Source organism: Litoribaculum gwangyangense (assembly GCF_039543505.1).
GTDB classification, from domain to species: Bacteria; Bacteroidota; Bacteroidia; order Flavobacteriales; family Flavobacteriaceae; genus Litoribaculum; species Litoribaculum gwangyangense.
Genome location: NZ_BAABJW010000002.1, coordinates 397,680 through 415,335 on the forward strand (window position 1 = coordinate 397,680; position 17,656 = coordinate 415,335).

Sequence of the window (17,656 nt, forward strand, 5' to 3'; positions counted from 1 at the left end):
TTTAAAATAAAAGTAACTAAGTTTCTTACTAAATAAGGTCAATACTTATGCCATTTATAGAATTGAATTCAATTTACATTTTACCGGCTTTTTTTAAGGCAAATAATATTACAATAGGAATAGCCAATAAACCTATCATCAATAAATTAGTTTCAAATAGCCACGGCGAGAGTATTAAAGTAATTATATATCCACCTATGGCCCCACCAAAATGTGCGTCATGACCAATATTACCAATACGGTTTTTCATTCCATAAATTGAGTATAACAAATACCCTATCCCGAAAATGTAAGCAGGAATTGGAATGGGTATAAAAAACATATACAAACTCATACCAGGCTGTAATAGTATAGCAGAATATATGACGCCCATTACAGCTCCACTAGCACCAACAGCACTGTAATGGTACTCATCTTTATGGAAATATAATGATAATAGACTTCCTAAAGCCAAACTTCCAAAATAAATTAGCAAAAACTGCATGGGACTTAGTTGGTAAATAACAACATCTGCAAAAAAATAAAGCGAAAACATGTTGAAAAACAAATGCGCTGTATCGGCATGTAAAAAGCCAGAGCTGAAAATACGTATCTGTTCACCACGTTGCACAGCACCTACTTGAAATTTATATTTATCAAAAAATCCATAATCATTGAAACCTTTATACGATATAATAACATTTGCAGCTATTATTATAATGGTAATCATATCTATTTTGCCCATGTAGTGTAAACGTTTAAAGTCAAATTAATATATATTTGCCAGTACAAATCTAAAATTAATTCATGCAATTTCTAGCTTATATTGTTATTTATCCTTTATTGTGGATAATTTCCATACTTCCTTTTAGATTACTTTATCTTTTATCAGACGGCCTATATGTTTTGCTATACCACGTTATTGGTTACAGAAAAAAAGTAGTAACCAGTAATTTAAAGTTAGTTTTCCCTATCAAAAATGAAAAAGAAATAGCAATTATTAGAAAAAAATTCTACAAACATTTAAGTGATATGTTTTTGGAAATGGCAAAAACCATGACGATTTCAAAAAAATCATTGGACAAACGATTTAAGTTAAAAAACCCACACGAACTTAAACGTTTAGAGGCCTTAAACAAAAGCATTATTCTTATGTATGCCCATTATGCCAGTTGGGAATGGTCCATTGCCATTCAAAACCACATTAGCTTTCTAGGTCTTGGCGTTTATAAAAAACTAGCAAATACATATTTTGATAAGCTGGCTAGGGCTATTCGATCAAAATTCAACACAAAATTAATTAACACTAAAGAAGCCATAAACGTCATAAATGAGTATGAACTCAAAGGAAAAAAAAGTGTTATAGCCTTTATAAGTGATCAGTCACCAAGATTGACCAATGAGGTTTATTGGGGTAATTTTATGGGTATTAACATTCCTTGTTTTACAGGTGCTGAACGCTTGGCAAAAAAGTTAGATCTTACCATTGCTTATTTAAAAATTACTAAGGTAAAGCGAGGTCATTATGTAGGAGAAATTATGACACTTGCTGAAAACCCCAAAGCTCATGAAGATTACGAATTGACCGATTTGTTTTTAAGAGAAGTTGAAAAACAAATTTATGAAGCACCAGAGTTTTATTTTTGGACGCATAAGCGATGGAAGCATAAAGATAAGAACAACTAACGTCATTGCGAACGCTTTAAAGCAATCTGTACATCGCTAAAGAGACAGCTATGTTGTAGTTCCTCGTTAGGATTTTAGATTTTAGCTATCTCTCCAATCTCCTCTATAAATTTATCGGCCAAAACATCCGCTTCTTTTTGTGATTTACCTTCGGTGTAAATTCTAATAATAGGCTCGGTATTGCTTTTACGTAAATGTACCCAACTTTCAGGAAAGTCAATTTTTACGCCATCAATAGTGGTTAATGGCTCATTATGATAACGGGTTTCAATTTCTTTTAGAATACCATCCACATCTAAACCAGGCGTTAACTCAATCTTTTTTTTACTCATAAAATAATTAGGGTACGTTTTCCTAAGTTGGCTAACACTTATGTTTTTATCAGCTAACAAACTTAAAAATAACGCCACGCCTACTAAAGCATCACGCCCATAATGCGCTGCAGGATAAATAATACCACCATTACCTTCGCCACCAATAACGACTTTGTTTTTTTTCATGAGTTTTACCACATTTACTTCGCCTACTGCGCTCGCCTCGTAAGTGCCTCCATGTTTTTCAGTAATATCTTTTAAAGCTCTTGTAGAACTCATGTTGCTTACCGTATTTCCGGGTGTCCTGCTCAATACATAATCGGCGCAAGCTACTAATGTGTATTCTTCACCAAACATCTCGCCGTTCTCATCTATAAATGCCAATCTATCCACATCGGGATCAACCACAATACCAAAATCAGCTTTATGTTTTTTTACTGCTTCAGACAAATCTGTTAAATGCTCCTTAAGCGGTTCTGGATTGTGCGGAAAATGACCATTTGGTTCGCAATACAATTTAATAACATCAACTCCTAAACGTTCCAAAAGTAGCGGAATAGCGATACCACCAGTAGAGTTTACACCATCAACTACCACTCGAAAACGAGCTTCTTCAATCGCTTTTACGGTAACCAAATCCAAATCTAAAACTTCAATAATATGCAAATCTATATAGGCTTTGTTCTTGGTTATTTTTCCAAGGCTCTCCACATCAGCAAAAACCATGTTGCCACTTTCGGCTATTTCCAAAATTTTAGCACCTTCTTCAGCATCTAAAAATTCGCCTTTCGCATTTAAAAGTTTTAAAGCGTTCCATTGTTTTGGGTTATGGCTTGCTGTTAAAATAATCCCACCATCCGCATGCTCCAAAGTCACAGCAACTTCAACCGTTGGGGTTGTCGATAAACTAACATCTACGACATCTATACCTAAACCAATGAGGGTGTTCATTACCAAATTTTGCATCATTTGTCCAGAAATACGCGCATCTCTACCTACTACTACTTTGTATTTATCTTTTACACGTTGTTGCTTTAGCCAAACCCCATAGGCCGATGCGAATTTTACAGCATCAATAGGTGTAAGGTTTTCGCCTACTGGTCCGCCAATGGTACCTCTAATTCCAGAGATTGATTTTATAAGTGTCATATCCTTTTTTGAAGATTAAAGAACAAATATAGTATTTCAAAATCGGTTTTCTTAAAACGGAATTCGTAAATTTCACAAATGAATTATCTGGCACATATTTATCTTTCTGGTGAAAACGATTTAATCACTATAGGCAATTTTATGGCTGATGGTATAAAAGGTAAATCTTATAAAAAATACCCCAAAGATATTCAAAAAGGTATTCTACTTCATAGATATATAGATACCTACACAGATGCCCACGAAACTTTTAGAGTAAGTACAAAAAGACTTCATGAAAAATATGGACATTACTCAGGTATCATTGTGGATATTTTATATGACCATTTTTTAGCAAAAAACTGGAACCAATACTGTGATAAAACATTAATCAGTTATATCAATGCATTTTATGATTCTTTGGAAGAAAATTATGATATCTTACCTCCACGTATTCAAAAAATGATGCCTTATATGATAACAGATAATTGGCTGTTGAGTTATGCCTCTATCGAGGGAATATCTAGGGTTTTAGATGGGATGAACCGGCGCACTAAAAACCGTTCAGGAATGGATGAAGCTGTGAATGAACTGGAAGCATTTTACTCGGAGTTTGAGAATGAGTTTACCATTTTTTTTGATGAATTAATCATCTTTTCCAAAGACAAATTAGAAGAACTAAATTCCATTTAAATATGAAGAAACTCAATTATCTGTTTTTGTTTTTATTTGTTTTTATAGCTTGTAAAAAAACAATTGAAACACCTACCAAAGAACCCCAAATAGGACTTGTAACAAAAAACGCTATGGTCGTTTCAGCTCGTATTGAAGCTTCAAAAATAGGTAGTGATATAATGAAAAAAGGTGGAAACGCCTTTGATGCCATGGTGGGTACAGAATTGGCATTAGCGGTAGCTTACCCGTATGCAGGTAATCTGGGTGGTGGCGGTTTTATGGTTTATAGAAAAGCAAATGGCGATATTGGAGCCATAGATTATCGTGAAAAAGCCCCGTTAGCTTCTACAAAAAATATGTTTTTGGATGCAAATGGCGAGATAATCCCTGAAAAAAGTACCATTGGTGCCATGGCAGTTGGTGTCCCAGGAACAGTAGCAGGGGTGTTTGAAGTTCATGAAAAACTTGGAACTCTTCCCATTGAAGATATTTTAATTCCTGTTATTGAACTAGCTAAAAAAGGCGTTGTTGTTACCGAAAAACAAGAGAAAAGAATTAAAGAATATCAACCTCTTTTTCCAAAAGCCAATAAAGATTCTATACTGTTTGACAAAACTTGGAAAACTAATGATACCATAAAATATCATGCACTTGCACAAACATTAGAACGAATTTTATACTATGGAAGAGATGAATTTTATAAAGGTAAAACGGCCAAATTGTTGGCTAAATTTATTCAAGATAATGGTGGAATTATAACCGTTGAAGATTTGGCCAAATACGAAGCTAAATGGCGAACTCCAATCACGTTTAATTACGATGACTTAAAAATTATTTCCATGTCACCTCCGGCAAGTGGTGGTGTTTGTTTGGCACAAATCATGAAAATGGTTGAACCTTTTGATTTAAGTGAATACGGCCATAACTCCGTGAAAGCCATCCAAGTTATTACAGAAGCAGAACGACGTGCTTATGCGGATAGGAGTTATTTTTTAGGTGACCCCGATTTTGTGAATATTCCAATTAAAAGACTTATTGATGAGGCTTATTTGAATGAGCGAATGTCTGATTTTTCATTTGAAAAAGCGACCTTATCAAGTGATGTCTCTTACGGTAATATTGAAATTGTTGAAAGTGATGAAACCACCCACTACTCGATTGTGGATCCTTTTGGTAATGCAATTTCTGCAACAACAACCTTAAATGGTGCCTATGGATCAAAATTATATTGTTCTGAGTTAGGATTCTTTTTAAATAATGAAATGGACGATTTCAGCAGCAAACCTGGACAACCCAATATGTTTGGTCTTATTGGTGCTGAAGCGAATAGTATTTCCCCAGAAAAGCGTATGTTAAGTTCTATGACACCGACAATAGTGGAGAAAAATGGAAAATTATTCATGTCTGTGGGCACACCAGGCGGTTCTACCATCATTACTTCTGTTTTACAAACCATTTTAAATGTTCATGAATTCGGCATGACTATGCAAGACGCTGTAAATGCTCCAAGGTTTCATCATCAATGGTTACCAGATGAGATTAGAATGGAACCTAATTCCTTTGATAAAACAGTAATAAATCAACTTGAGAAACTAGGATATTTCATTAATGAAAAAGTGTCACCCATTATAGGCAAAGTCGATGGAATACTTGTTTTAGATGATAACTCGTACGAAGGTGGTGCAGATCGTCGAGGTGATGATACGGCTGTCGGTTTTTAACATATTTCTTTTTCTAACAGCATCGTATTTAATAATTTAGTTCAAATAACATTCAAGCTTTATTAGTTGTTCATGTCAAAAAAACCAAAAAAAATATTTAAAGTAATCATTGGAATCATCATTTTTTTAACGCTTCCTAGTTTACTTTTTTTTGGTTTTTTATTCTTTAAGTACCATGAAGATTTGCCACTTGGAACACAAAACGAAAAGGCTGATGCTCTTGCTTACCAAATGCTAGATGCCTTGGATTATGAAGCCTATAGAAGAACCAATCACATTGAATGGACATTTAAGAAAAGACATCATTATAATTGGGATAAAAAAAACAACATTTGTGATGTGTATTGGAAAGATTATAAAGTAACTCTAAACCTCAATGACCTTTCAAAAAGCAAAGCTTTTATACACAGCTTTCGGAATGAGAGTGATATGGCTCAAGACTTAATAAATAAGGCTCTGAAATATTATAATAACGACTCTTTTTGGTTGGTAGCACCATACAAGGTTTTTGATAAAGGTGTTGAAAGAAGGTTAGTTAAAACCGAGGATAATAAAGATGCCTTATTGGTAACCTACACATCGGGCGGTTCGACTCCAGGGGATTCGTATTTGTGGCTACTTGATGATACAGGAAAACCCTATGCTTTTAAAATATGGGCATCTATTCTACCCATTGGTGGTCTGGAAGCTTCTTGGAGCGATTGGACAACAACCGAAACTGGTGCACAATTACCAACCTTTCACAAACTTTTGGTTTTAGGTTTGGAAATTGATGGCGTTAAAGGAACTGAATAAAAAACTACTTTCCTTTTTGCCCTACAAATTTATGACTATCAGATTTGAACAATACATTAAAACTTGTTAAACTGCCGTAAATTCTAGTAATATATTGTTGTAAGTCTATTTTACCCTGCTCATCCAAATTACTCGAATTAACTCGCTGTTCCATAACACGCAACCGATCTCTAACCATGGTTATTTTATGGAAAAACGTATCAATAGGTAATTCATAAGACTTCAAATTAGTATCAGCAGGTTCCAAAATAATTTTACCTCCTTTATATTTATCCGCAATGGGAACAATTTCACTCACATCGCTCCACTTTTTTAGAATTTCGACCAAACTGCTTTCTACATCAAAAAAGCTTACCGTATCTACATCGCCATCGGCAGCTTCAATAATTTCAAATTCACTATCCAAATCAATGGTTTCTAATCCATTATCAATAAACGTTACCCAATAATGATTTGAGGTTACATTGGTAACAACGCCTTTTCCATAATCGTTGTGGATTATTCTAGAACCTATTCCTAATAATTTCATTTCCTATTTTTTCAAATTCTATACAAGCGTTAAAACCGCTATGCGATGCAAGTATAATAAATCTGAAACAAAACTTCACAAGATTTTAACATCTAAAATTGTACCTTTGCACTTTTGCCAATTTATGAGTCCATTTGATGAATTTATCGAAGTAAAAGGAGCACGAGTACACAACCTAAAAAACATTGACGTGTCCATTCCCCGAGAGAAACTTGTAGTCATTACAGGGCTTTCTGGCAGTGGAAAATCGTCATTGGCTTTCGATACCATTTATGCCGAAGGACAACGTCGCTACATTGAAACCTTTTCAGCTTATGCCCGACAGTTTTTGGGAGGTTTGGAACGACCCGATGTTGATAAAATTGATGGCTTATCTCCAGTAATTGCCATTGAGCAAAAAACAACCAGTAAATCGCCTCGTTCTACAGTGGGTACCATTACTGAAATCTATGATTTTTTACGATTACTTTTTGCTCGTGCAAGTGATGCTTATAGCTACAATACAGGTGAGAAAATGGTAAGTTACAGTGATGAGCAAATTAAGGAGCTTATCATCAGTGATTTTAAAGACAAACGCATCAATATTTTGTCACCAGTGGTCCGTTCCAGAAAAGGGCATTATCGTGAGTTATTTGAGCAAATAGCTAAACAGGGATTTGTAAAGGTAAGAACCGATGGAGAAATACGGGATATCACTAAAGGTATGAAACTGGACCGTTACAAAACCCACGACATCGAAATCGTTATTGATAGACTTAAAATAGATGATTCGATTGATAATGACAAACGACTAACCGAAACCATTAATACGGCCATGTACCATGGTGAAGATGTGCTTTTGGTAATCGACCAAGATACACAAGAAACACGCTATTTTAGCAGAAGTTTAATGTGCCCTCAATCTGGGATTTCATACCCAAACCCAGAGCCTAATAATTTTTCTTTCAACTCACCAAAAGGTGCTTGCGACCATTGTAATGGCATTGGCACCTTATATCAAGTCAATGAAAATAAAATTATTCCAAATGACACAATATCTATTAAAGCCGGAGCATTAGCACCTCACGGACCAGAAAAAAATAGCTGGATCTTTAAACAGTTTGAAACCATTGCACAACGTTTTAATTTTAAGTTGAGTGATCCATACAGAAACATTCCAAAAGAAGCAAAACAAATGATCTTGTATGGTGGGAATGAAAAATTTTCGGTTGAAAGTAAAACCTTGGGCGTTACTCGCGATTATAAAATAGATTTTGAAGGGGTTGCCAATTTTATTGAAAACCAATATAAAACTGCCGAATCGACTTCTTTAAAACGCTGGGCAAAAGATTATATGGATAAAGTGATTTGTCCCGTATGCGAAGGTTCTAGGTTAAAGAAAGAATCCCTTTACTTTAAAATAAATGATAAAAACATAGCGGAACTTGCCAATACCGATATCAAGGAATTAGCTGAGTGGTTTAACGATTTAAACAATCATCTCTCAGAAAAACAATTAAAAATTGCTGAGGAAGTCATCAAAGAAATAAAATCTCGATTACAATTTTTGTTGGATGTTGGTTTAGATTATTTATCATTAAATAGAAGTTCAAAATCCCTTTCGGGTGGAGAAGCACAACGTATTCGATTGGCAACCCAAATAGGCTCGCAATTGGTTGGTGTGCTTTATATTTTAGACGAACCAAGCATTGGATTGCACCAACGCGATAACGAAAAGTTGATTAATTCTTTAGTATCACTTCGAGATATTGGCAACTCGGTTATTGTGGTTGAGCATGATAAGGACATGATTGAACGTGCTGATTATGTGATTGATATAGGTCCAAAAGCTGGTAAACATGGTGGTGAAATTATAAGCATCGGCACACCAAAAGAGCTTTTAAAACACAATACACTGACTGCAGATTACCTAAACGGAAATAAAAAAATAGAAATCCCAAAAAAAAGGCGCGCAGGAAATGGCAAGTTTATAGAACTTACTGGATGCACTGGAAATAACTTAAAAAATGTATCGGTTAAGTTTCCCTTAGGTAAAATGATAGGTGTTACAGGGGTTTCAGGAAGCGGAAAATCCACGTTAATCAACGAAACGCTTTATCCCATTTTAAATGCGCACTATTTCAATGGTGTAAAAAAACCCATGCCCTACAAAAACATTAAAGGTTTGGAGCATATTGATAAAGTAATCGATATCAACCAATCGCCCATAGGAAGAACACCTCGAAGCAACCCTGCAACTTACACAGGCACGTTTAGTGAAATAAGAGCTTTATTTGCCAAAATCCCAGAAGCCATGATTCGTGGTTACAAAGCGGGTCGTTTTAGTTTTAATGTGAAAGGAGGCCGTTGTGAAACCTGTCAGGGTGGTGGTTTACGAGTTATTGAAATGAATTTTCTACCCGATGTTTATGTGGAATGCGAAACCTGCCAAGGCATGCGTTTTAATCGTGAAACTTTAGAAATCCGTTACAAAGGAAAAAGTATTAGCGATGTTCTAAACATGACTATTAATGAAGCGGTTGAGTTTTTCGAGCACATTCCTAAAATTCACAAAAAACTTAAAACCATAAAAGATGTTGGTTTGGGCTATATCACTTTAGGGCAACAAAGTACCACGCTTTCCGGTGGTGAAGCGCAACGCATAAAACTAGCCACAGAACTTTCAAAAAGAGATACCGGTAATACTTTCTACATTTTAGATGAACCTACAACAGGTTTACATTTTGAGGATATTCGTGTGCTTATGATTGTTCTAAACAAATTAGCAAACAAAGGAAATACGGTTCTTATTATTGAACACAATTTAGATGTTATTAAAACCGTTGACCATGTAATAGATATTGGTTATGAAGGAGGCCAAGGAGGTGGAAAAATTATTGTTGAGGGCACTCCAGAAGAGGTCTCAAAACATAAAAAAAGCTACACCGCTAAGTTTCTTAGAAAAGAATTAAATTAGTACACTTTACAACATCCAATTAAAACACAATATATACTTATTAATATGCGAAAAGAACAGCATCACAAAGGTTGGAATGAAATAAAAACAAACGATTCTTGGGCCATTTTCAAAATCATGGGCGAATTCGTTAATGGTTTTGAGAAAATGAGTAAAATTGGTCCGTGTGTATCTATTTTCGGATCGGCACGAACCAAACCAGAATATAAATACTATAAACTTGCCGAAAATATTGCCAGAAAAATTGTGGAGGCTGGTTATGGCGTAATTACGGGTGGTGGACCAGGAATTATGGAAGCCGGTAATAAAGGGGCTCATTTGGGAGGTGGAACTTCTGTAGGTTTAAATATTGAATTACCATTTGAACAACATGACAACCCTTATATAGACCATGATAAAAGTTTGGATTTTGACTACTTTTTTGTTAGGAAGGTAATGTTCGTGAAATACTCCCAAGGCTTTGTAGTCATGCCTGGGGGGTTTGGTACTTTAGATGAACTTTTTGAAGCTATAACACTTATACAAACCCATAAAATTGGGAAGTTTCCAATTATTTTGGTAGGCACTGATTTTTGGGAAGGATTGATGGATTGGATTAAAAAAACACTTTTAGACTCTTTTTCAAACATAAGCCCTAAAGATTTAGATCTTATTCATTTGGTAGATACAGAAGATGAGGTGATTGCTATTTTGGATAGTTTTTATAAAGAATCTGGTTTAAGTCCAAATTTCTAATAAAACTGCAAATACTAATATTACGTTAATATTGGCAAATACCAATGGTTGCCGCAATTAGTTAATCTTCTATTTACTATATTGCGTCGCCTTTAAATGAATTGAACCTTTAATGTTTTAAAAAAAATTGCGTTTTTTAAGTTTTATCTTATTCTCTTTAATAAGCCTTAAAAGCTTTGGTCAAAATAAAATTGACTTAAAGGCGGTTTTTGATATTGAGGAAAAACAAATAAAAATTTCTCAGACCATTCAATACCAAAATATTTCACAAAATGTATTGGATACTATTTATTTAAGTGATTGGGCTAATAGTTACGCCACAAAAAAAACACCTTTAGCCATTAGAATAGCTGATGAATACATCAATGACTTCCATTTGGCAAAGAATGAAGACAGAGGTTTTTCCGTAATCACATCAATAAAGCAGAATAATAAAGATGTAACATTTCAAGAACTAAAAAACCAACCCGATATCATTAAAGTTGCATTGGATAAATCATTACTTCCCAATGAGTTTTATAGCCTTCATTTAGAATACATTGTTCAAATACCCGATTCAAAATTCACAAATTATGGCATTACCCAAAATGGTGATTTAAATTTACGTTATTGGTACATTACACCAGCGGTTTATAACGGTGAATGGCAATATTACAGCAATAAAAATTTAGATGATTTATATATTCCAAAATCCGATATAACTCTAGAGATCGAATATCCCAATGGCTATAAGTTAACTTCAGAATTAGATATAAGTAATACCATACAATTACCTAAAAAACAAATAGTTAAACTAGAAGGAAAAGACCGTTTAAACACCAAAATATTCCTTAGTAAAAATTCTGATTTTGAAACCTTACAAACCGATAATTTTTCAATCGTCTCAAACATCAATGATGAAAATCTGGAGGTAATCGACAAAGTCTTAATCACCGAAAAAGTGATGCATTTTATATTTGAAAATTTTGGGGAATACCCTCATAAAAAACTATTATTAACACAAATAGACTATGATAAAAACCCTATTTATGGATTAAATTTTCTTCCAAGTTTTATAAAACCCTACCCTAGTCATTTTCAATATGAACTAAAACTTTTAAAAATAGCGTTACAAAACTATTTGGAAAACACACTTCTTATCAATCCAAGAAAAGAACAGTGGCTGCTTGACGGTATCCAAATATATTATCTTATGAATTATGTTGACGAACATTACCCAAACATGAAATTCATAGGCTCTATAGCTGATTTTTGGGGTGTTCGCTCATTTCATGCGGCACAAATGAAGTTTAACGACAAATATATTTTAGCTTTTATGCTTATGGCTAGAACAAACAGAGACCAGCCACTTGTTATGCCAAAAGACTCGCTGCTAAAATTTAACACCAACATTGCAAATAAATATAAAGCTGGTATTGGGCTTAAATATTTGGATGATTTTGTTAACAACGACATTGTTGAAAATAGTATTGAGGATTTTATTATTGAAAACAAATTAAAGCCAACCTCTACAAAACACTTTGAATCTTTTATAAAATCCAAAACAAGTAAAAATATAGACTGGTTTTTTGAGGATTTCATAAGCACCAGGAAAAAGATAGATTTTAAAATTAAGAGGGTAAGTAAAACCGAAGATTCTGTAACGGTAATCATTAAAAACAAAAGGGACAATAACATGCCCACATCGTTGTATAGTCTTAATAATGATAGTATAGTATCAAAAATATGGATTGAAAATATTGATAAAACAAAAACCATAACCATACCCAGAAATAATGCCAACAAACTTGTATTAAACTACAATAGCGTTATTCCAGAGATTAATTCAAGGGATAATTGGAAATCCTTGAAAGGGTTCTTTTTCAATAATAAGCCTTTGCAATTCAGACTATTAAAAGACATTGAGGATCCTAATTATAATCAGGTTTTCTTTATGCCTACAGCAGAATTCAACAATATTTATGATGGATTTACATTGGGTTTCAAAGTTTATAACAAAACTATTCTTAAAAAACTTTTCGACTACAAAATTGAACCTAGATACGCTTTTAAATCCAGATCACTTACAGGTTCAGCATCCATATCACAAACGCATTATTTGGAAAATAATGACCTTTACGCTATAAATTATGGTGTAGTAGGCGGTTACTCATCTTATGCGGAAGATTTATTTGTCAGGAAAATTACACCCTCTATATCCTTTTTCTTTCGTGAAGATGATGACTTTAGATCGAATAAACGGAAATCATTGTTATTCAGATATATTGATATTCATAGAGATGAGGATGTTACCAATACATTTACCTCTAGTCAACCTAACTACAATATTTTTAATTTACGTTATATCCATTCAAATGATAATCTCATCAATTTTAACAAATGGTATACAGATTTTCAAATAGGGGCCGATTTTAGCAAGCTCTCGTTTAATTATGAATACAGACGATTATTTGAAAGTAATAGGCAATTGAATGTACGCTTTTTTGCTGGAACTTTTTTAAAGAATAATACGGATATTAATTCAGATTATTTCAGTTTCGCACTGGACAGACCTACCGATTATTTATTCGATTATAATTATTTAGGGCGCTCTGAGGCTAGTGGTATTTTTAGTCAACAATACATTGATGCAGAGGGTGGCTTTAAGTCTAAACTTGCAACCCCCTTTGCAAATCAATGGATAAGCACTTTCAATACCAGTACAACACTTTGGAAATACATATTAGCCTATGGCGATATAGGTTTGGTAAAAAATAAATCGAAAACGGCTAACTTTGTTTACGATTCAGGCATACGAGTCAACTTAGTAACCGATTATTTTGAAATTTACTTTCCCATTTATTCAAATTTAGGTTGGGAAATTGGGCAACCTAATTATGACCAGAAAATAAGATTCAAATTCACACTGGATCCACAAGCGCTTTTAGGTCTTTTTAGAAGGCGTTGGTATTAGGTTTAATTTTGAATAATTGTCAATAATATTCATTTTCAATGAATAAAAATCAATAAAACATCACATTGACCTATTTTTTTAAATTTTTAGCAATAAATTACAGGTTGATTTAATTGTAAATACCGTAAATTATAGCTATTTTTGCAGCCATAAAAGCATACCTAAATGCAACCGCTAGCTAATTTGAAAAACAATATATCATTCGAAGACTTTAAAGCAGAAGTGCTATCTGATTATAAAATAGCCGTTGAAAGCAGAGAATGTAGTTTATTGGGGCGTCGTGAGGTTTTAACAGGCAAAGCAAAGTTTGGGATTTTTGGAGATGGCAAGGAAGTGCCTCAACTAGCCATGGCAAAAGCCTTTTTAAAAGGCGATTGGAGATCTGGATATTATAGAGACCAAACCTTCATGATGGCTATTGGCGAGTTAACTAAAGAACAATTTTTTGCAGGTTTGTATGCTAATACAGATATTGAATTAGAACCCATGTCTGCGGGTCGTCAAATGGGTGGTCATTTTGTAACCCATAGTTTGAATGATAATGGGAGTTGGAAAGATCTTACCAAACAATACAATTCAAGCGCCGATATATCGCCTACCGCGGGGCAAATGCCTCGTTTATTGGGTTTAGCACAAGCATCCAAAATTTTTAGGGAAGTTAAAGGAATCAATACGAGCAATTTTTCTATCCATGGTAATGAGGTCGCTTGGGGTACCATTGGAAATGCTAGCACTAGCGAAGGATTGTTTTTTGAAACCATTAATGCAGCTGGAGTCTTGCAAGTTCCCATGATCATTAGCATATGGGATGATGATTATGGTATTTCGGTACATGCTAGGCACCAAACTACCAAGGAAAATATTTCTGAAATCCTCTCAGGATTCCAACGTGATAAAGACAGTAAAGGTTACGAAATTTTACGTGTTAAAGGCTGGGATTATGCCAATCTTATAGAAACTTATCAAGAGGCTGGCGCCATCGCCAGGGAAGAACATGTTCCTGTTTTAATTCACGTTACAGAACTTACACAACCACAAGGGCATTCTACCTCTGGTTCGCATGAGCGTTATAAAACCCAAGAGCGTCTAGATTGGGAAACGAGGCACGATTGCAATGTAAAAATGCGTGAATGGATTATTGAAAGCGGTATAGCAAACCATGAAGTGCTTACAGAAATCGAAAGGAATGCGAAACGGGAGGTTAGGCAGGCGAAGAATAATGCTTGGAACACCTTTTTAAAACCCATAAAAAAGGAACAACAGGAGTTGATATCCCTTTTAAAACAGTTAGAAACAACCAGTGCTAACGGTGTTTTTATATCGAAAATAAAAGACACTCTTACAAATATTCAAGACATCACCAGAAAAGATATTTTATCGCATGCCAGAAAAGCGTTAAGATATGTCATTGGAGAAAAATCAGCTGAAAAAAAACAACTCAGCCATTGGATAAATACGGTATTAGAGCATTCACAACCGCTGTTCAGCTCCCATTTATACTCAGAAACCCAACGATCAAACATTCGTATAAAAGAAGTAAAACCAACTTACGATGATGATGCAGAACAAGTAGATGGACGCATCATTTTGCGTGAAAATTTTGATGCCATTTTTAATCATTATCCAGAAGCCTTGGTATTTGGCGAAGACACTGGAAATATTGGAGATGTTAATCAAGGTTTAGAAGGTTTACAAGAAAAATATGGTGAACTAAGAGTAGCCGATACGGGAATTAGAGAAGCAACCATTATTGGACAAGGTATTGGTATGGCCTTGCGTGGTTTAAGACCCATTGCTGAAATACAATATTTAGATTATATACTTTACGCCATTCAAATTATAAGCGACGATTTGGCAACCACACACTACAGAACTAAAGGAAAGCAAAAAGCGCCATTAATCATTCGAACTCGCGGACACAGGTTAGAAGGTATTTGGCATTCAGGTTCTCAAATGGGTGGTCTTTTAAATTTAGCAAAGGGTGTCCACTTACTAGTACCCCGAAATATGACCAAAGCCGCTGGCTTTTATAATACACTTTTGCAAGGCGATGACCCTGCCATAGTGGTAGAGTGTTTGAACGGTTATCGATTAAAAGAAAAAATGCCTAATAACTTAAGTGCTATTAAAACACCTATTGGCATAGTAGAAACCATTAAAGAAGGAACAGATATAACCGTGGTTTCCTATGGCTCCACCTTGCGCCTTGTGGAACAAGCTGCAAAAGATTTATTGGCCATGGGTATTGATGTTGAAGTCATTGACGCACAATCCCTCATGCCATTTGATTTAAACCACGATATCGTAAAGAGCATTGAAAAAACGAATCGGGTTATCATAATTGATGAAGATGTTCCTGGTGGCGCTTCAGCATTTATTTTAAACGAGATTCTAAATACGCAAAACGCCTATCAATATTTAGATAGCGCACCAAAAACCCTTACGGCAAAACCACACAGACCTGCTTATGGAAATGATGGGGACTACTTTTCAAAGCCATCTGCAGAGGATATTTTTGAAGCTATATATGCCATCATGCATGAAGTGAACCCTTCAGATTATCCAAAACTGAGATAAATTTTATGTTTTAAAAACGTATAAAACCATGGCAGTTGCAATGGTTTTTTTATATTTATCTCAAATCAAGAATATGGATGAAGAATCACCATTAATAACCCGAGACTGGCTGGCTATTGAGCGTACTAAACTAGCCAACGAGCGCACGTTTTTAGCATATTTCAGAACCTTTATTGTGTTTTTAGGAACCGGCATTACCATACTAAAACTGGAGTTTTTCTTAGAAATGAAATCTTTTGGTATTACGTTATTGGTCCTGTCACCTATCATCTTGTTAATTGGCTTAATAAGGTTGTTCTCGGTAAAACGCACTATAAAAAAACATTACAAAATACCATGAAAGCGGTCACCTTACGAGAGATTAAAAATGAATTAAACACGCTTTCAACACAGGAAATCCAAGAGCTTTGTTTGCGGTTATCACGGTTTAAAAAAGAAAACAAAGAACTCCTTACCTATTTGCTTTTTGAGTCGCATGACGAAGCGGGTTATGTTGAAAGTGTGAAACGCTATATGGATGATGAGTTTGAATTAATTAACACTGATAGCTATTTTTATATAAGAAAGAGTACCCGAAAAATCCTTAGAAACGTAAAAAAGTTTGTGCGCTACTCCCAAAACAAGGAAACCGAAGTGGAACTCCTCCTCTACTTTTGCAAAAAACTAAAGGATTTTAAACCTAGTATAAGCCGTAGTACACAATTACAAAATATGTACAACAGGCAACTCCTACTCGCCAGAAAAATAATTAGTGGCTTGCATGAAGATTTACAATACGACTATCAGGTGATGTTGGAAGCCTTATAATGGTTAAAAACTTTCTAAATAAACAAAATTATTGTGTTTATTTTCTGATATATAAAATTAACTTCCCTTATCGGTCGCTAAGCCGAATTTAAACGCTGCCTAGCTTAAACGTTACCACAACTAGTTTTAATTCAATCAAACATTCGTTCGATTTGTAAGATTTTTTTTTATTTTTAATGGAATAAATATAATGGGAATAAACACCATGTGTTTATCCCTACGTTGGCAACAATTTGAAAAAAATTAACCTTAATATCAAATAATCAATTTTATGAAAAAAAGTACATTATTAATTACAGCTATTACAATTTCATCCTCAATCTTATTATCAAGTTGTGGAGTAATGTTTGGAGGAAGCAAATACAATGCTAACATTAAAGTAAAAGACCATCCAAATGCCGAAATTTACGCCAATGGAGAAAAAATTGGAACTGGGGAAGTTTCCACTTCGTTTAAACGAAATCAACCATTGAAAGTTGAAGTAAAGCAAGACAAGTGCGAACCAAAAACTAAAAACTTTGACAACAAATTTAGAACTGGAAATTTTATTTTAAGTGCTATTTCTTGGGGATTAATTGGAATTGGTGTTGATTTAGGAACTGGGGCATCATATAAACCTGACCATAAAAATGACCCAGCTATAGAGAAATTATCTGATAAAAATTACAAATTTACAGTCGACTATTCTGAATGTAAAGAACAATAAAAACTGTTGCCAACACCGTATAAAAATAATTGCGGTTTAGTGCTAAATCAAAGGTTGTTGCGTGTTTGTAATGTCTGATTTTCCTTAGGAAAATC

14 protein-coding genes are annotated in these 17,656 nt (G+C 34.4%); 11 read left to right on the forward strand and 3 right to left on the reverse strand.

Annotation, left to right across the window (positions count from 1 at the left end; genetic code table 11):
• Positions 1–73: 73 nt before the first annotated feature.
• Entirely contained in the window at positions 74–724 is a 651-nt protein-coding gene (locus tag ABD963_RS07400) for a rhomboid family intramembrane serine protease (protein WP_345276319.1), read from the reverse strand.
• 62 nt (positions 725–786) lie between these two features.
• On the opposite strand from ABD963_RS07400, the gene ABD963_RS07405 reads away from it, so the two are divergent.
• Entirely contained in the window at positions 787–1,665 is an 879-nt protein-coding gene (locus tag ABD963_RS07405; RefSeq protein WP_345276320.1) for a lysophospholipid acyltransferase family protein, read from the forward strand.
• Positions 1,666–1,739: 74 nt separating this feature from the next.
• Here ABD963_RS07405 and glmM read toward each other — a convergent pair whose 3' ends face one another.
• Positions 1,740–3,128 (reverse strand): phosphoglucosamine mutase, encoded by a 1,389-nt coding sequence (glmM, locus tag ABD963_RS07410; RefSeq protein ID WP_345276321.1) that lies wholly within the window; start codon positions 3,126–3,128, stop codon positions 1,740–1,742.
• A 78-nt stretch (positions 3,129–3,206) separates the two neighbouring features.
• Between glmM and ABD963_RS07415 the strand changes: the two genes are divergently transcribed.
• The 3 genes from ABD963_RS07415 to ABD963_RS07425 all read left to right on the forward strand — a co-directional run bounded on the left by ABD963_RS07415 (position 3,207) and on the right by ABD963_RS07425 (position 6,298).
• Positions 3,207–3,800 carry an acyl carrier protein phosphodiesterase gene (locus ABD963_RS07415; RefSeq protein ID WP_345276322.1) on the forward strand — a complete coding sequence of 198 codons (594 nt, stop codon included), beginning with the start codon at positions 3,207–3,209 and terminating at the stop codon, positions 3,798–3,800.
• Positions 3,801–3,802: 2 nt separating this feature from the next.
• A complete protein-coding gene (ggt, locus tag ABD963_RS07420) occupies positions 3,803–5,503 on the forward strand; it encodes a gamma-glutamyltransferase (RefSeq protein WP_345276323.1) in 1,701 nt (566 codons plus the stop codon).
• Between the two features lie 72 nt (positions 5,504–5,575).
• Positions 5,576–6,298, forward strand: coding sequence for a hypothetical protein (locus ABD963_RS07425; RefSeq protein ID WP_345276324.1), 723 nt, complete (start codon positions 5,576–5,578; stop codon positions 6,296–6,298).
• Between the two features lie 4 nt (positions 6,299–6,302).
• Here ABD963_RS07425 and ABD963_RS07430 read toward each other — a convergent pair whose 3' ends face one another.
• Positions 6,303–6,827, reverse strand: coding sequence for a hypothetical protein (locus ABD963_RS07430; RefSeq protein ID WP_345276325.1), 525 nt, complete (start codon positions 6,825–6,827; stop codon positions 6,303–6,305).
• 124 nt (positions 6,828–6,951) lie between these two features.
• Between ABD963_RS07430 and uvrA the strand changes: the two genes are divergently transcribed.
• From uvrA to ABD963_RS07465, 7 genes are all read left to right on the forward strand, one after another.
• Positions 6,952–9,783: an excinuclease ABC subunit UvrA gene (gene uvrA, locus ABD963_RS07435; protein ID WP_345276326.1), complete on the forward strand. Its 2,832-nt coding sequence runs from the start codon at positions 6,952–6,954 to the stop codon at positions 9,781–9,783.
• A gap of 45 nt (positions 9,784–9,828) precedes the next feature.
• Positions 9,829–10,518: an LOG family protein gene (locus ABD963_RS07440; protein ID WP_345276327.1), complete on the forward strand. Its 690-nt coding sequence runs from the start codon at positions 9,829–9,831 to the stop codon at positions 10,516–10,518.
• Between the two features lie 127 nt (positions 10,519–10,645).
• Positions 10,646–13,471, forward strand: coding sequence for a gluzincin family metallopeptidase (locus tag ABD963_RS07445; protein WP_345276328.1), 2,826 nt, complete (start codon positions 10,646–10,648; stop codon positions 13,469–13,471).
• Between the two features lie 165 nt (positions 13,472–13,636).
• On the forward strand, positions 13,637–16,048 hold the full coding sequence (locus tag ABD963_RS07450; RefSeq protein ID WP_345276329.1) for an alpha-ketoacid dehydrogenase subunit alpha/beta: 2,412 nt from the start codon (positions 13,637–13,639) through the stop codon (positions 16,046–16,048).
• Between the two features lie 28 nt (positions 16,049–16,076).
• Positions 16,077–16,388, forward strand: coding sequence for a DUF202 domain-containing protein (locus tag ABD963_RS07455; protein ID WP_345276330.1), 312 nt, complete (start codon positions 16,077–16,079; stop codon positions 16,386–16,388).
• The gene (locus ABD963_RS07460; RefSeq protein ID WP_345276331.1) at positions 16,385–16,855 is read left to right on the forward strand and encodes a hypothetical protein; all 471 of its coding nucleotides are present in this window, start codon (positions 16,385–16,387) and stop codon (positions 16,853–16,855) included. Before ABD963_RS07455 ends, ABD963_RS07460 begins: the two co-directional genes overlap by 4 nt.
• A gap of 271 nt (positions 16,856–17,126) precedes the next feature.
• Positions 17,127–17,561: a hypothetical protein gene (locus ABD963_RS07465; protein ID WP_172505210.1), complete on the forward strand. Its 435-nt coding sequence runs from the start codon at positions 17,127–17,129 to the stop codon at positions 17,559–17,561.
• Positions 17,562–17,656 lie beyond the last annotated feature (95 nt).

Excerpts from the sequence above, each read along its gene's own strand:
- ABD963_RS07400 (WP_345276319.1), bottom strand. The coding sequence starts at position 724 with ATGGGCAAAATAGATATGATTACCATTATAATAATAGCTGCAAATGTT.
- ABD963_RS07405 (WP_345276320.1), top strand. The coding sequence starts at position 787 with ATGCAATTTCTAGCTTATATTGTTATTTATCCTTTATTGTGGATAATT.
- glmM (WP_345276321.1), bottom strand. The coding sequence starts at position 3,128 with ATGACACTTATAAAATCAATCTCTGGAATTAGAGGTACCATTGGCGGA.
- ABD963_RS07415 (WP_345276322.1), top strand. The coding sequence starts at position 3,207 with ATGAATTATCTGGCACATATTTATCTTTCTGGTGAAAACGATTTAATC.
- ggt (WP_345276323.1), top strand. The coding sequence starts at position 3,803 with ATGAAGAAACTCAATTATCTGTTTTTGTTTTTATTTGTTTTTATAGCT.
- ABD963_RS07425 (WP_345276324.1), top strand. The coding sequence starts at position 5,576 with ATGTCAAAAAAACCAAAAAAAATATTTAAAGTAATCATTGGAATCATC.
- ABD963_RS07430 (WP_345276325.1), bottom strand. The coding sequence starts at position 6,827 with ATGAAATTATTAGGAATAGGTTCTAGAATAATCCACAACGATTATGGA.
- uvrA (WP_345276326.1), top strand. The coding sequence starts at position 6,952 with ATGAGTCCATTTGATGAATTTATCGAAGTAAAAGGAGCACGAGTACAC.
- ABD963_RS07440 (WP_345276327.1), top strand. The coding sequence starts at position 9,829 with ATGCGAAAAGAACAGCATCACAAAGGTTGGAATGAAATAAAAACAAAC.
- ABD963_RS07450 (WP_345276329.1), top strand. The coding sequence starts at position 13,637 with ATGCAACCGCTAGCTAATTTGAAAAACAATATATCATTCGAAGACTTT.
- ABD963_RS07455 (WP_345276330.1), top strand. The coding sequence starts at position 16,077 with ATGGCAGTTGCAATGGTTTTTTTATATTTATCTCAAATCAAGAATATG.
- ABD963_RS07460 (WP_345276331.1), top strand. The coding sequence starts at position 16,385 with ATGAAAGCGGTCACCTTACGAGAGATTAAAAATGAATTAAACACGCTT.
- ABD963_RS07465 (WP_172505210.1), top strand. The coding sequence starts at position 17,127 with ATGAAAAAAAGTACATTATTAATTACAGCTATTACAATTTCATCCTCA.